The organism is uncultured Senegalimassilia sp., from assembly GCF_934630535.1.
Lineage (GTDB): Bacteria > Actinomycetota > Coriobacteriia > Coriobacteriales > Eggerthellaceae > Senegalimassilia.
This window is the reverse complement of sequence record NZ_CAKTVU010000002.1, coordinates 81852-96979: the sequence shown is the minus strand read 5'-3', so window position 1 is coordinate 96979 and position 15128 is coordinate 81852. Positions and strand designations below refer to the sequence as shown.

General features: G+C 62.9%; 11 protein-coding genes. 3 read left to right on the top strand and 8 right to left on the bottom strand.

Translation table 11 applies throughout. The features are described 5' to 3' along the window. Window positions 1–118: 118 nt before the first annotated feature. From Q0D52_RS01960 to Q0D52_RS01945, 4 genes are all read right to left on the bottom strand, one after another. Complete coding sequence (locus tag Q0D52_RS01960; protein ID WP_294379848.1) at window positions 119–1606, bottom strand: flavocytochrome c; 1488 nt, start codon at window positions 1604–1606, stop codon at window positions 119–121. Window positions 1607–1621: 15 nt separating this feature from the next. Continuing rightward, on the bottom strand, window positions 1622–2218 hold the full coding sequence (locus tag Q0D52_RS01955) for a cytochrome c3 family protein (protein WP_294379847.1): 597 nt from the start codon (window positions 2216–2218) through the stop codon (window positions 1622–1624). A gap of 156 nt (window positions 2219–2374) precedes the next feature. Further along, a complete protein-coding gene (locus Q0D52_RS01950) occupies window positions 2375–3169 on the bottom strand; it encodes an HAD family hydrolase (RefSeq protein ID WP_294379846.1) in 795 nt (264 codons plus the stop codon). 168 nt (window positions 3170–3337) lie between these two features. After that, window positions 3338–4804 (bottom strand): PLP-dependent aminotransferase family protein, encoded by a 1467-nt coding sequence (locus tag Q0D52_RS01945; protein ID WP_294379845.1) that lies wholly within the window; start codon window positions 4802–4804, stop codon window positions 3338–3340. Between the two features lie 253 nt (window positions 4805–5057). Between Q0D52_RS01945 and Q0D52_RS01940 the strand changes: the two genes are divergently transcribed. Then, the gene (locus Q0D52_RS01940; protein WP_294379844.1) at window positions 5058–5858 is read left to right on the top strand and encodes an SDR family oxidoreductase; all 801 of its coding nucleotides are present in this window, start codon (window positions 5058–5060) and stop codon (window positions 5856–5858) included. Window positions 5859–6044: 186 nt separating this feature from the next. Here Q0D52_RS01940 and Q0D52_RS01935 read toward each other — a convergent pair whose 3' ends face one another. After that, window positions 6045–7868, bottom strand: coding sequence for an ABC-F family ATP-binding cassette domain-containing protein (locus Q0D52_RS01935; protein WP_294379843.1), 1824 nt, complete (start codon window positions 7866–7868; stop codon window positions 6045–6047). Between the two features lie 145 nt (window positions 7869–8013). Next, the gene (locus Q0D52_RS01930) at window positions 8014–10032 is read right to left on the bottom strand and encodes a hypothetical protein (RefSeq protein ID WP_294379842.1); all 2019 of its coding nucleotides are present in this window, start codon (window positions 10030–10032) and stop codon (window positions 8014–8016) included. Window positions 10033–10176: 144 nt separating this feature from the next. On the opposite strand from Q0D52_RS01930, the gene Q0D52_RS01925 reads away from it, so the two are divergent. Continuing rightward, complete coding sequence (locus tag Q0D52_RS01925; RefSeq protein WP_294379841.1) at window positions 10177–11055, top strand: ChbG/HpnK family deacetylase; 879 nt, start codon at window positions 10177–10179, stop codon at window positions 11053–11055. A gap of 136 nt (window positions 11056–11191) precedes the next feature. After that, window positions 11192–12802 carry a peptide chain release factor 3 gene (locus Q0D52_RS01920; RefSeq protein WP_294379840.1) on the top strand — a complete coding sequence of 537 codons (1611 nt, stop codon included), beginning with the start codon at window positions 11192–11194 and terminating at the stop codon, window positions 12800–12802. Window positions 12803–12868: 66 nt separating this feature from the next. Here the strand turns inward: Q0D52_RS01920 and Q0D52_RS01915 are convergent, their stop codons facing one another. Continuing rightward, entirely contained in the window at window positions 12869–13714 is an 846-nt protein-coding gene (locus Q0D52_RS01915) for a Sir2 silent information regulator family NAD-dependent deacetylase (protein ID WP_294379839.1), read from the bottom strand. A gap of 162 nt (window positions 13715–13876) precedes the next feature. Beyond that, window positions 13877–15007, bottom strand: a complete 1131-nt coding sequence (gene acgM / locus Q0D52_RS01910; RefSeq protein WP_294379838.1) for a radical SAM/SPASM domain protein, ACGX system — start codon at window positions 15005–15007, stop codon at window positions 13877–13879. Between the last annotated feature and the right edge of the window lie 121 nt (window positions 15008–15128).

Below are 15128 nucleotides of genomic sequence, written 5' to 3'. Positions count from 1 at the left end.
TCTCCCATCGCCGAAGCAAAGCCTCGCGCAAACCCTGCATCGTCTACTACCCGATTGCGCGCAAAAGCCGGGAGCGTGATCGCGCTCCCGGCTTTTGCATACACGCTAAACGTCTTCTTTATGCGAAGACGTATGCGCACGCCGTTTCCTGTGCCTGACGGCCGTTGACGTTGATGTCGCACACAGCGTTGCCTCCCAGGCGGTTGCCGCCGTGGATGCCGCCGGTAACCTCGCCAGCGGCGAACAGGCCCGGAATCGCGTTGCCGTCGGCGTCGAGCACCTCGGCCGCGGCGTTCACGCGCAGGCCACCCATGCAATGGTGCACGCCCGGCGCGACGGGAAGCGCATAGTACGGCGCCTTCTCCAGGGGGTTCAGACTCTTCGTGCGCCCCATGGGGTCGTCCACGCCGTTGGCGATGTTGTCGTTGTACGACGTCACCGTGTTCACGAACGCATCGACCGGCACGCCCATCTTCTGCGCCAGCTCCTCGAAAGTGTTGGCCACGTGGATAAGACCGCGCGAAACGAACTTCTCCTCAACCGACAGGTTGTTATCGTGCACCGACTGATCGAACACGGCGAACGCGCCGCGCCCGGGCTGCGCCCATTCCGCTTCAGACACGCGGTCGCGCGTGAGCAGCTCATTGGTGAAGCGCACGCCGTTGGTGTTCACCAGAATGGCGCCGTCGCCGCGAATGTTCTCGGACAGCAGGGTTGCGGTGGTCTGCTCGACGGTCGGATGCACCTGGATCTGGTCGATATCGACGGTGTCGGCGCCTACGGCCTGGGAGAACAGGATGCCATCGCCCTGCGTTCCCGGCTGGTTGGTGGTCACGGCGTCGCGAAGCTCGGGACGATACTGCGCCAGCATCTCGCTGTTGGCGCCGAAGCCGCCCGTTGCCACGATGAGCGCACGGCATCGATACTCGATGGGCAGGCCGTTGGGATCGGTGGCACGGACTCCCGCCACCTTGCCGTCGTCCATGACGATCTCCTCGACCTTCGTGTTGCACACGGCGGACACGCCGCGCTGACGGCATTGCTCGGTCATGCCCTTCACGATGTACTTGCCAACGGCCTCGCCCGACTCGGGGCGATGGATGCGCTTGACCGACGCACCGCCCGACGTGCCAAGCTTCGACAGCGTGATCCCCATGGAATCAAGCCAGTCGATAGCGTCGCTTGAGCCGGCGCACATGTGGCGGATGAGCTCCATGTTGCCCTTCTCATGACCGCCCGCGTAGGTATCGGAGGACATGAGATCGACGCTGTCCTCGATGCCGGCGGCCTTCTGGAACTTCGTGCAGCATGCGTTCATACCGCCCTCGGCGAAGCAGGTGTTGCCGCCTGCTACCGGCATCTTCTCCAAAAGCAGCACTTTTGCGCCCTGATCGACCGCACCCACGGCCGCAGCCATGCCTGCGCCGCCTGCGCCTACCACGACGATGTCGTACTCTCCGCCGTCGATGGTGTTCTTCGCGGCTTCCGCCTCAAGGGTTCGCGGAGTGCCGCAGCCCGTCAGGCCCATCGCCATCGCCCCCATGCCGAAGGTCAGCGCGCCCGTAAGGAAGCCGCGACGGGAAACATCGTTGCCTTTGACGTTCATAATCGTTCCCCTTCCCTATTTCTTCTCGCGATACGGGATGCTATCCCAGCCCTCGGGCACATCCTCGGCAGCCTGGTAATGGCACTCCGAGCAGGTGATGACGGACTGGCTGTGCATCTTGTGGCAGTCGCCGCAGTCGGTGACGCCATGCTCGCTGAAGTCGTGCGGATTCCAGGCCATCCACTCGGTCTTCTTCTTAAGCTTGTCAAGGTCCATGTTGTGGCACGATTCGTTAAGACAGAACTCCTGAGTGGCGAACTCGCCGCTGCGGCTCACCAGATGCTGCGTGTCCTCGTCGAACGTGTAGTCGCCGGTCACCCAGTGCATGCCCTCGACTATCTGCTCGCCGATCTTCGGCTCGTGACACGTCAGGCAGTCCTTGCCCGCCTTCATGTGTGCGTTAGCAAGCATGGTTCCGTCGGTGTTGTAATAGCTTTCCACATACGCGTTCATGGGCGTGTGGCAGATGCTGTTGCAGAAGCTGGGCTGGTTATGCCAGACCGTGAACCCTCCTACTGCTGCAACAACCACGGCTGCTACCACGCACACCGCGGCAATGGCGCGATTACGCTTGGTCCGCGCGAACCTGCCCGTGTGCTCGCTTTCGCTCATAAGGTCCTCCTGTTCCTTCTTGTGCTTCCCATTCGCCGCCGAAACGCGGCTCTCGACAAGCACGATAGTAGGAGGAAACCCATTGATGCTGCACGTCCGAAAAGGGTGGTTTAAGCCTGTGACCAGGGTGGTTTTCGAAGGGTGTGCGAAATGCCGCTACTTCCCCATCATGCTGAGCAGCGCTTCCAGCTCGCGTTGCACGGCGTGCTCGGTGTTGGGGCCGATCACCTTGGTGGAGATTTCCTTGATGGCGGAACGGCCGTTGCCCATGGCGATGCTCGTGCCAACCATGCGCAAGATCTCGTAATCGTTCATGGAGTCGCCGAACGCCACCACTTCCTCGGCGCGGGCGTGGCGCGCGGCCATCACCTGCTTGATACCCGTGGCCTTGCTCACACCGCGCTGCATGACGTCGATCCACTTGCGGCCGGACGGCGCGAATACGAAGTCCTCGCCCATCTCGCGCTCCAGGATGTAGGCCATGTCCATAACGGCGTCGTCTACGTAGATGGAAGCCTTGATGATGCTGGTGTCGGGGCACGGCAGGTCGCGCACACGCAGCGGGTTCGGCAGGTTTTTGTCCAGCTCGCGCTCGAAGCGCTCCTCGTCGTCAAGCAAGTAGGAGATCTTGCGGTCGTACACCACCAGGTGCAAGCCGTCGAACAGATCGACCACGTCCTTGAGCCTGCGCAGCGCAGCATGGCTGTACACCTCGCGGTCCACAAGCTGGCCACCGATCACCACTTGCGCGCCGTTGGAGGCGACGAAATCCATCTGGTTGCTCACCGGGGCGAACAGCTCCTGCAGCGTATCGAAGCGCCTGCCTGAGGAGGCCACGAACCCGATGCCCGCGGTTTTCAGCCGCTTGATCAGGTCGAACGTCTCCGGCGGCACATTGCCTTCGCCGTCCAGGAGCGTGCCGTCCATATCCGATGCGATGAGCTTGATCATGCAAAAGCCTCCTTTGCCGCCGCGCCCCATGCGCCGCGCGTTTGTTCCGCATCCTTCGCGTCGCCGCCATTGTACGGTGCGTTTCGCAAGCGGAAATGCCGGCCATGAAACCTGCGCAGGATGCTTACCCACCGTTGACGCGGCGTTGAGGGGCTGTTGACGGAAGCGCTATTCGCACTCCGGGAACACGCATGCCAAGCGGCGGACCGTTTCCGACAGCCGATCCGGCTCGATGCCGGCATAGTTCAGCACGAGCGCGGTTTCGCCGTTCGAGTACTTCTCAAAACGCTTCGTTGTGCGCTCGCTCAATCCGTCGCCGTCGCGCAGCAGGTAGTCGTTGAACAGCGAGATGTTGAGACCCTGCTCCGCGCCGCGTTGTCTGACCTGGTCATGCGTGAGGCTTGTGCGCACGTACAGCAAGAAGTGCGTGCCCGCGTTACGCTCCTCGACGTGCGAGATCTCCGCCAGCGGCGACTGGGCGATCTCGCGCAAAACCGCCTCACGTTGGCGGCGGTAGAAGTTGCGCGTGCGGTTGATGTGCCGCTCCAAGTGGCCCTCGTCGATGAAACGGGCCAGCGCATACTGTTCGAAACTGGAAACCGTGCACGAGTAGAAGCTCATGGTGTCCACGTAGCGCGCCAGCAGCTTCGGCGGCAACACCATGTAGCTGATGCGCAGGCTGGGCACCATGGTTTTGGAGAAGGCGTTCAGATAGATCACCTTGTCGGACGCGTCGTCGGCGAACAGCGGCATGATCAGGCGGCCGCTGTAACGGAACTCGCTGTCGTAATCGTCCTCGATGATGTAGCGTTTGCGCGCGCGGTTCGCCCACTCGAAGAGCTCCAGGCGCCGCTTGATCGGCATGACGATGCCCGTCGGGAAATGATTGGCCGGCGAAACGTGCACCACGTCGGCACCAGATTCCTCAAGCTCGTCAACTAGCAGGCCCGATTCGTCGATGGGAACGGGCCGCCAGGGGTTGCCGAACGCCTTGGAGATGGCGGCGAACTTGCGATAGCCGGGGTTTTCCATGGCGAACGTGGTGGTGGGCCCGAGCATTTGCAGCAGACGGCCATACAGATACTCGCTGCCCGCGCCGATGATGATGCAGTCGGGCGAAACGTCCATGCCGCGCGTGCGCCGCAGGTACGACGCGATGGCGCGCCGCAGCTCGGGCAGGCCGTTGAACGGGATCGACCGCAGCAGGTTGTCGCTGGGAAGCGAAAGCGCCTCGCGCATGTAGCGCCCCCACACCGTAGCCGGGAACAACGACACGCTGGTGCGGTTGGCCTTCAAGTCCACGAAGTACTCCGGGTCCTCACTATTCAAGCCTTTGACCTGGGATGCAACCGGCTTACACCGGAACTCTGACACGTCTTCCACGAAATAGCCGCGACGTTGCTCGGTGCGCACGAACCCTTCCGTGATCAGCTGGTCGTAGGCAGCCGTGACCGTTGCAACGCCGATGTCGAGGTGCTGTGCGAGGTTTCGCTTGGACGGCAGCTTCGTTCCGCAGGGAATGCGTCCGCGCGCGATGTCCTCGCGAATGGACTGGTATAGGAATTCGTAAAGCGAACTGGTGCCGCGCGAGCGCAAATCGTACGTAAGCATACCTGCCTGCTGAGATGCCGACATGGGCTGATCCTTTCGCGTATGGCCGCAAATGCGCGTTTTTCGGCGCGCTTGCAGCGGGAACGGCGGGTTTGAGCGGTTGAACGCACCAGGGCAACTGGTCTATCTGGTATGTAAAACTATCACTGTTTTGGTTCTTTTGACCAAACCAAATAGCGATTACACTTTTCCTTGCTCATCCAAAACGGCCGCAACGATCCCTTGCCTGTTGCGGCCATCTATCTGAGGCATACGCGAACGAAGACGGGAGACGAACATGGGCTACTTCACCGGGAAAACCATCATCATCACCGGAGCTGGCTTTGCGGCGTTGAAGGACGGTTCCGCGGGTTCCATCGGCTTCGGCATCGCCACCGCCTTCGCCAAAGAGGGCGCAAACCTTGCCATCACCGGCCGTAACGTGAAGAAGCTCGAAGCCGCCAAGGAGCGCCTTGAGGGCGAGTTCGGCATCCGCGTGCTGCCCATCCAGGCCGACGTGAACGCCCAGGCCGACAATCAGGCGGTCGTGCAAGCCGCCGTCGACCAGGTCATGGCCGAGTTCGGGCGCATCGACGCGCTGGTGAACAACGCCCAGGCTTCCGCTTCCGGCGTCACCATCGCCGACCACACCACCGCCCAGTTCGACCTGGCGCTGTATTCCGGCCTGTACGCTGCCTTCTACTACATGCAGGCGTGCTATCCGTACCTGAAGGAGACCAAGGGTTCTGTGGTGAACTTCGCCAGCGGCGCCGGTCTGTTCGGCAACTACGGCCAGTGCGCTTACGCTGCAGCCAAGGAAGGCATCCGCGGCCTGACGCGCGTCGCCGCCACCGAGTGGGGTCCCGACGGCATCAACGCCAACGTGGTCTGCCCGCTGGCCTGGACCGCCGCGCTTGAGAACTTCAAGGAGCAGTACCCCGAGGCCTATGAGGCCAACGTGCACATGCCTCCGATGGGCCATTACGGCAATGTCGAGACCGAGATCGGTCGCGCCGTCGTGCAGCTGTGCGGTCCCGACTTCAAGTTCATGAGCGGCGAGACCATCACGCTCGAAGGCGGCATGGGCCTGCGCCCGTAACCTACCAGGTTACACGGTCGTTTCGGCCACCTATTCCTTACGATTCTGTCCGGATCCCTCCGGTGGAATATCGAAAGCGCCTCGGGCATCTGCGGTCCGAGGCGCTTTTGCGTGAACAGTGAACAGGGGACGGAGGTGTGTTCAAGTTTGAACACACCTCCGTCCCCTGTTCACGCTTCCCGTTCCCTACTCCCCTAGGGCCTCGGCGGCTTCGAGCCATTGCTCGTCGAGTTCGTCGATTTGCGCTTGGAAGTCGTCGATCTGCTGCTGGAACTTGCCGAGCGCCTCGAAATCGGACGGGTCGGCGGCGGCCATGTCCGCCTGCGCCTGCTCGATCTTGCCGCGCAGCGTGTTGGTCTTGTTCTCACAGCTGCGCATGCGCTTCTTCAGCTCGCGGATCTCGCCGCCGGACAGCTGCGGGCCGTCGCCGGCGGCAGCATCCTTCGCGCCCTCGCCCGCCGCCGCACTCTGCGGCGCCTTGGCGTGTGCAACCGGCTTCGGCGCGCGCGCCGACATCTCCAGGTACTCCTCAACGCCGCGCGGCAAGTGGCGGATATGGCCATCTACCAGGGCGAACTGATGGTCGGTGACGCGCTCCATCAGGAAGCGGTCGTGCGTGACCAGCAGCAGCGTGCCCGGCCATGCGTCCAGCAGCTCTTCGATGGCGGCCAGCATGTCGGTGTCCATGTCGTTGCCCGGCTCGTCCAGGATGAGCACGTTAGGTTCGTCCAGCAAGATGAGCATAAGGGCCAGACGGCGCTTTTGACCGCCGGACAGGTCGCACACCGGCTCGTTAAGGTCGGCGCGCGAGAAGCCCAGCTTCTCCAGCAGCTGCGCGGGCGTCATCTCCTTGCCGTCGAGCATCATGCGGCGCGTGTAGTTGCTGATCACCTGGCGAACGCGGTCGTCGCCGAAACGGGTGAGGTTGTCCAGATGCTGCGACAGCACCGCGAACTTCACCGTTTTGCCGATCTTCACGAAACCCGACGTGGGCGCCTGCACGCCCTGGATCACCTTCAAAAGCGTGGTTTTGCCCACGCCGTTGGCGCCGACGATGCCGTAGCGGTCGCCGGGCCCGATGATCCAGTCCACGCTATCGAGCACGGGCGCGGGCTTGCCGTCGAAGCGCACGGTGACGTTCTTCAGCTCCACCACCTGCTTGCCCAGGCGCGCCATGGCCATGCGCTTGAGCTCCAGTTCGTTGCGCAGCGGCGGCACGTCGGCGATCAGCTCGTGAGCGGCGTCCACGCGGAACTTCGGCTTCGTGCCGCGGGCCTTCGGACCGCGCGCCAGCCAGGCAAGCTCGCGACGCAGCGCGTTTTGCCGCTTCTCCTCGGCCAGGGCCGCCAAGCGGTCGCGCTCGACGCGCTGCAGGATGTATGCGGAGAAGCCGCCCTCGAACGGCTCGACCACGCGGTCGTGCACCTCCCACATGCGGGTGCACACCTCGTCCAAGAACCAGCGGTCGTGCGTGACCACCAGCAGCGCGCCCTGGCCGGCGCGCCAGCGGTTCTTCAGATGGTTCGCCAGCCAGGTGATGGCGCGAACGTCCAGGTGGTTGGTGGGCTCGTCAAGCGCCAGGATGTCCCAGTCGCCGATGAGCAGGCGCACCAGGTCGACGCGGCGGCGCTGGCCGCCCGAAAGCGTGCCCACCTTCGCGTCCCACGGGATATCGCTGGCAAGACCCGCGATGATATCGCGGATGCGCGCATCGCCGGCCCATTCGTACTCGGGGATGTCGCCCACCACGGCGCGCTCGACGGTGTCATCGTCGCTCAGCTTGTCGAATTGCCCCAGCACGCCCACGCGCACGGCACCGTTGCGCAGCACGCGGCCCTCGTCGGGCTCGAGCATGCCGGCCATCACCGACAGCAGCGTGGACTTGCCGTCGCCGTTGCGGCCCACGATGCCGATGCGATCGCCCTCGTCAACGCCCAGCGACACGCTTTCGAACACCGTCTTCGTGGGGAAATCCACGCGCACTTTCTCGCAGCCCAGCATAAACGCCATAGGTACCAACTTCCTTGCATATATAAGCGCCTTGGCTGCAACCGCGCGGAAAGCGCAAACGCAGCCAAGGACCTGCATCGATTCCAACGCACCATGATAACAAATGGTCAGGAGAACATCGCCCAAGCCCCACAGCGCTTTCCGTCTACGACTTGGTCATCACGGCGATGGTCATCCAGGTGCGTTCGTAGGGGCGGTAGTAGGTGTGGTATTCCACCAGGTTGAAGCCGTCTTTTTGGCTGAGGTCGGAAATGTCGCGCGGCAAGCTGTCGTTTTGCGCCTGACCCAGGCAGATGAACGTGCCGTGGAAGTTGTTGAAGATGATCTCCCAGCTCATCTTGCTGACCAGCGTGGGCGAGTACGCCATGTACGCGCGGTCCCAGTTGCCCTTCTGCCAATCCATATAGGTTTGGGGGATGTCGGGGCACATGACCGACGTGACGCCCATGTAGCCGATGTCGGTGGAAACCACCAGAGGCGACTGGCCGCCGTTCTGGTCGGCAACGCGGTCGACCGTCTCGCGGAACTGCTGCACGGGAACGTTGTTAGCCGGGTCGTAGTCGTCGCGCACAAGCAGCGCCTGGTTCACCACGGAAGTCGCCAGCGTGACGACGACCACGCCCGCCACCAGCGGTTTCGTGCGAACATGCGATAGCACCGCCGCAATTGCGAACAGCAGCGGGCCGATGGCTACGAACAAGTAGCGATAATACAAGATCATGGAGTTCATGACCATGGAAGCCGTCCAAGAAATGGCGAACACGCCGAAGTACACCGTCAGCGCCGCAACCACCGGCGCGATAGGATCGGACACGAGCCACGCGTAAAAACGCTTCAAACGTAGATGCTTTACGGCGCGAGCAGCCGTGTTTGCGGCAGGGCCGGCAGATGCACCTTCGGCAAAGCCTGCGGAGGCTCCCACGGCTGAGCCCTCGCTCGCACTCGCACCCCTGGTCGGGACCGTGCTCGCATCCGAAATCGAGCGCTCGCCGAGCCCGGCTGCGATCGCTGCAGCTTGGTTCTCGCTTGGCGTTGCGGCTGAGCCCGCGCTCACGCCCGCAGCCGATTCCGCACCCGCGGCTCCGCCAGCACGCTGCGCCTTCGCCTCCGCAATCTGCTGCTTTCGCGCCGCGCGATGCAGCCCGATGCGCCACGTGGCCCAACGCGCGGCCCACGCGATTAGGAACGCCAGCACCGCCACGGCGGCATAGCCGATGCCCTGCACGATCACCTGCGGCACCACGCCGTAGCTGCCGCGCGCGGCAAACGATAAGGGGCTCGTCAAAAACGCATACGTTGCCAGCTCGATATACGTAGTCGGGAACACGATTTTCGCCCAATAGGTGCCGCCCACCACGCCCATCTGGCTGGTCACGGCGGTGACGATCCACGGCAGGTACAGCGCCACCTGAACAACGCAGCCGATGATCAGCACGCGCAGCGGAGCGCCCGCGGAAACGGCCTGCTCGGGCAGCGGATGCGGACCGCGTTTGCGATGCCGCCAGGCACGCGCGCCAAGGGCGAACAGCAGCACGACGTTGATCATGAACGCCGACATGGCGCCGAAATAATGCAGGTACGCGCAGGCCAAGCTGGAAGCGAAGCATGCGATCCACCAGCGTCGCGGCGTGCCCGCCCAACACTTCAGCCCCCGAGCGGCCTGCGCAATCCGCGTCGGCGGCGTGGCCAGCTGCGTGCCGATGATGCGCATAGCGTAGATGAAGCACAGCATCACGGCGAACGTGGCCCACGAGTACATGCGGATCTCAACGGCCATCAGCGAAATGTAGGGCGTGAACAGGGCGAAGAAGCTGAACAGCACGCCGGTCGCCCAGCCGGCGTCGCGGCGGATGTGGGTGTAGCCCAGCACTGCCATGGCGATGGCGCCCGCCACGGTGAACAGACGATATATGGTGATGTTCTGCCCGAACACCAGGTTCAGCACGTGCAGCGCCCAGTAAATCAGCACGGGGTGCACGTCTCCGGAGCTGTAGTACCAGATGTCGGCGAAACTGTGGTTTGCAATGCCCACCGAGTAGCTTTCGTCGAACCACACGTTGCCATGGAACGCGTCGGTGAGCAGGAAGGCGGCACCTGCGACAAGCAGGAGGATATGGAACGCGCTTGATGATAAGCGTTCGTGCGCGCCGCGTGAGAGCTTCATGTTGTTTGCCTTCGCCTAGAAACCTGTCATAATGCGCTGCTAGTCTAACATTGCATACACAAGTGGGAATAACCTGCGTAGAAAAACCCCGGGGCTACCCTAGGGTTTTCATAACCACAAGTAGAAAAGGTAAGAGGGGCGAATATGAGCGTCACGTTCCATGCGGACGACTACGGCATCACCGAGCAGCAGGCAGCCGAGATCCTTAAGCTGTCGCAGGTTTGCGGCGGGCAAGGAGCGCTGTCGTCGGTCAGCATCTTCGCGAACAGCCCCGCCTTCGAGGCGGCGGCGGAGATGGCGCGTCCCTATGTGGAATCCGGCAAGCTTGCCATGGCGCTGCACCTGAACCTGGTCGAGGGCCGCCCGTGCGCACCGGTTGCGGAAGTGTCCCTGCTGGTGAACCAGCGCGGCACGTTCGCGAACGACTTCGTCGGCCTGCTGAAGCTGTCGATGAGCTCGCAACGCTGGGCGTTCCGCCAGCAGCTCCAGCGCGAGTGCGTCGCGCAGATCCAGCGCTACCTGACCGCGTTCCCCCAGATGAAAAGCACCATGCGCGTGGATAGCCACCAGCATACGCACGCGGTGCCGGCCGTGTTCGACGCGCTTTCCCGGGCGGTGGCGGAGCTGGGGGTCACGGTCACGCACCTACGCTGCCCCATCGAGCCTTTGACGCCGCATCGCGCAGCCGGCAGCACCATGCCTCCCGTCAATCTGGCGAAGGACGCGCTCATCACGTGGCTATGGCGCAAGAACCGCGGCAAGATGCCCGCAGCTTGCGAGGTCCCGCTGTTCTGCGGCGTGGTGCTCTCGGGCGCTATGGACACGGTGGATTGGCCGCTCCTGGACGCATTCGAGAGCCTGGCGGCCGATCGCGGCAAGAACGTCCAGGTGCTGTTCCACCCGGTCAGCGTGCCGATCGAGCAATGCCTCGACCCGGAAAACGCCCCCTTCGCCGCCGCCTGCGCATCCGAGGCTCGCGACCGCGAAGCCGAACGCTTGCGTTACCTGGCGGAGTCCCGATAAACGCAACCTGGGGATTCCGCGGAATCGCTTTCCTGCCTCCCTTTTCGCCGCTATACTAATTTAGTTACGCTCAAACCACATCGGCTGGCAGCGCGTCGCTCGGCGCGTTATCGGCCGTTTTGCGGAAAGGAACCCCATGCCAACGCTGGCAGAACACATCGCGTCGCGTCGCACGTTCGCGATCATCTCGCACCCCGACGCGGGCAAAACCACGCTGACGGAGAAGCTGCTGCTGTATTCAGGCAGCATCCAGACCGCCGGCTCGGTCAAGGGAAAGGCAAGCTCGAAGCACGCCGTTTCCGACTGGATGGACATCGAGAAGGAGCGCGGCATCTCCGTCACCTCCTCCGTGCTGCAGTTCGAGCACGACGGCTGCTGCGTCAACATCCTTGACACCCCCGGCCACCAGGACTTTTCCGAGGACACGTACCGCACGCTCATGGCCGCCGACGCCGCCGTCATGGTCATCGACGCCGCCAAGGGCGTCGAGGCGCAGACGAAGAAGCTGTTCAAGGTGTGCACGCTGCGCCACATCCCCATCTTCACGTTCGTGAACAAGATGGACCGCGAAAGCCGCGACCCGTTCGAGCTCATGGAGGAGATCGAAACGGTGCTCGGCATTGGCACCTACCCCATGAACTGGCCCATCGGCAACGGCCGCACGTTCCGCGGCGTGTTCGACCGTCAAACGCGCAACGTCATCGCCTTCGACGGCGAGGGCCGCGGCAACTCCTCCAAGAAGGTCGCCGAGATCGAGGCCGAGCTGGGAGACGCCGCCCTTGACGAGCTCATCGGCGCCGACAACCACCAGAACCTCATGGACGACATCGAGCTGCTTGACGGCGCCGCCGACGAGTTCGACTTGGACGCGGTGCGCGCAGGCAAGCTGTCGCCGGTGTTCTTCGGCTCGGCGCTCACCAACTTCGGCGTGGAGCCGTTCCTGAAGGAGTTCCTGCGCCTGGCCCCCGCCCCGCTGCCCTACACCGACACGCTTTCGGGCGACCTGGTCGACCCGCAGCGCAAAGAGTTCGCAGGCTTCGTGTTCAAGATCCAGGCGAACATGGACAAGAACCACCGTGACCGTATCGCGTTCGTGCGCATCTGCTCGGGCAAGTTCGAGCGCGGCATGGAGGCGTTCCACGTGCAGGGCGGCAAGAAGCTCAAGCTGGCAACGGGCACCTCGCTCATGGCCGACGACCGCGCAACGGTTGACGAGGCCTACGCCGGCGACATCGTGGGCCTTTTCGACCCCGGCATCTTCAGCATCGGCGACACGGTGTGCAAGGGAGAGCACGTGCAATTCCCGCCCATCCCCACGTTCTCGCCAGAGCATTTCGCACGCATCACGCAGGTGAACACGCTCAAGCGCAAGCAGTTCGTGAAGGGCATGCATGAGCTGGCCCAGGAAGGCGCCGTGCAGATCTTCCGCGAGCCCGGTTTCGGCATGGAAAGCGTCATCTGCGGCGTCGTCGGCGTGCTGCAGCTCGACGTGCTCGAAACGCGCCTGAAGAACGAATACGGCGTGGAAGTGCGTCGCCAGGGCATGCCCTACACCGACATCCGCTGGATCGCCAACGACCTCAACGAGCTGGACACCTCGCGTCTGAACATCACACGCGACACCAAGCTGGTCGAGGACATGCGCGGCGGCAGGCTGCTGCTGTTCACGAACTCCTGGAACGTGAACTGGGCCATCGACCACAACCCCGATCTGAAGCTCTCCGAGGTCGGCAACGTGAATTTCTAGAAAGCGTTTTCCCTGGTAAAGGGATGGTTTTACGAAGGCGCCGAAGCGTATGGGCTTCGGCGCCGGCTAACCCGCTAACGCCGTTTCAAGCTGCGAAAGCGTTTCAGCCAAATCGGCGTTCACGCAGATGGAGCGCTCGGAGATCTCTTTCGGGGCCGCAGCCTCCCCCATGTTCAGGCAGGCATACGTGGCCTGCGGGTTTTCCAGCGTGGCCCGCCAAAACGGGTACTTGATGATCACGGGCGTGTTGAATCCCACGCCAAGCTCGAGGCAGACAACGCGCATACCCTCATGGCGGCGCTCGAAATCGCGATAACGCGCTGCCGCCGCAAACCAGCCCTCATCCTGCACGAACGTGTCGTCGGCGCGCAGGTTCATGGACATCTCGGCGCCGCAGTGCGGGCAACGCGGGATCAGCTCGCTGGGAATACGCATGCCGCGCTGCTGTTCGAACATGGCGCGAACGGCCGCTTCGTTATCGAACGTCTCGCGGCAGCAAGGCTTGCTGCACTGGAACAACCCATAATCGCCCTGCGTGTAGAACAGGCGCTGTTTGTCGAATCCGGCCAGCTGGAACTGATGGTCCACGTTGGTGGTCAGCACGAAATAATCGCGCCCCGCAAGCAGCTCGCGCAACTGAACGTACAACGGGTTCGGCCCCAGGTCATAACGGTTCACCATGACGTAGCGGCTCCAAAACGCCCAGCGTTCCTCAGCGGTGGCGTAAGGATAGAAGCCGCCCGAGTACATGTTGCTGAATCCATAGCGTTCGTGAAAATCGGCGAAATAGCGCTCGAACCTCGGCCCCGAATACGTGAACCCCGCCGCCGTCGAAAGCCCAGCCCCCGCGCCCACGAACACAGCATCGGCGGCGTCGAGCGCCATGGCAAGCCGCTCGATATCACGTGCCATGGCATCCTTCTCAACCGTGCGGCAACATCCCAAGATCATGTCCTAACCTTCCTGCCCGTCTTACCTGTCGCCTACATGATGGGCTCCAGATCTTTTCTCGGCGCTTGTTGCGCGGTGCGCTTGCGGATAGCGAAACGTTGCGCCGCCGAACCGATCGATACGCTAATCGACTTCCTTCCAGCATTGCGGGTCGGGCGCGTACATGTTGCCGGTGTAGCCGGCGGCTACCGCCGGACAACCGCGACACCATCCCGCCAACTCGCAACGGCTGCACTTCTCGAACTTCGAAAACTCGCGATGCGCTTCCATGTTCTGCCCCATGAACAGGTCGTACATGCTCTCCTCGTGCACGTTGCCGATCTTGCTCTCCATGCGACGGCACGCGTAGACGTCGCCGGTCGGCAGCACGGTCATATGCGCGATGCCGCAATGGCAGCCGTCATAAACTTTTCCGCACTGCACGCCTTCCGGGATACGGAAGCGGCCCTGCTCCCAATCGAGCAGCGTCCACAGGTGGTCCTTCTTCTGGAACGTGGTCTTGCATCCCGCAGCCGCAAGCGCATCGATCCGTTCCTGGCAGGCCACAAGCAGCGCACGATACTCGAGCGGCTCCATGTGGAACTCCTCGAGACGCTGTCCCTTCGTGGGGCAATACCGGCCGAACGCGAACACATCGGCATCGATGCGTGCCGCGAGGTCGATCATGTCGGGAAGCTCGGCGGCGTTCATGCTGCTCACGGTGCTCATGAGCGCCAGCCACATGCCGGAACGCTTGATGCAGGCCGCCGCGCGCAGCGTGTCGTCGAAGCTGCCCGGTTTGCGGAACAGGTCGTGGGTGGCGGCGTTAGAGCCGTCAAGGCTCAGCTGGTATTTGCGGCATCCCAGTTCATGCATTCGACGGCACACCCCGTCGGTCAGATGGAACGGGTTGCCCATGATGCACCACATGGCGCCGCGCGCATGCAGCTCCTCGGCCAGGCGCCAGAAATCACGATGCAGGATGGGGTCGCCGCCGGTGATGTAGAAGTACGGCTGGCGGCCCATATGCTCGCACAGATCGTAGCAGCTGTCCAGCACATGCAGCATATCGTCCCAGCTCATGGACACGCACGCCATGCGCGCATCTTCGCTGAACAGATAGCAGTGCTTGCAGCGCTGATCGCATTCGTCGGTGATATGCCATTGGAAGGCGAACGTGGGGCGCAGCTCCTGTGCGAGTTGCACCTTGCGGTCACCGGTTGTCACCGGTTTCGACCCCTGCTCGTTCTGCTCGGGTTTCATATCGTGTTGCATGGCTATGCTGCTCCTTTCCATTCGTGTTCGCATACCTTGAATCGCGGTTTGACCGCATGTCGGATTCGTCTCGCGAGCGGTCGGCTTCCGATCCAGGCGACGTCTCCGCCGCGACGGCATA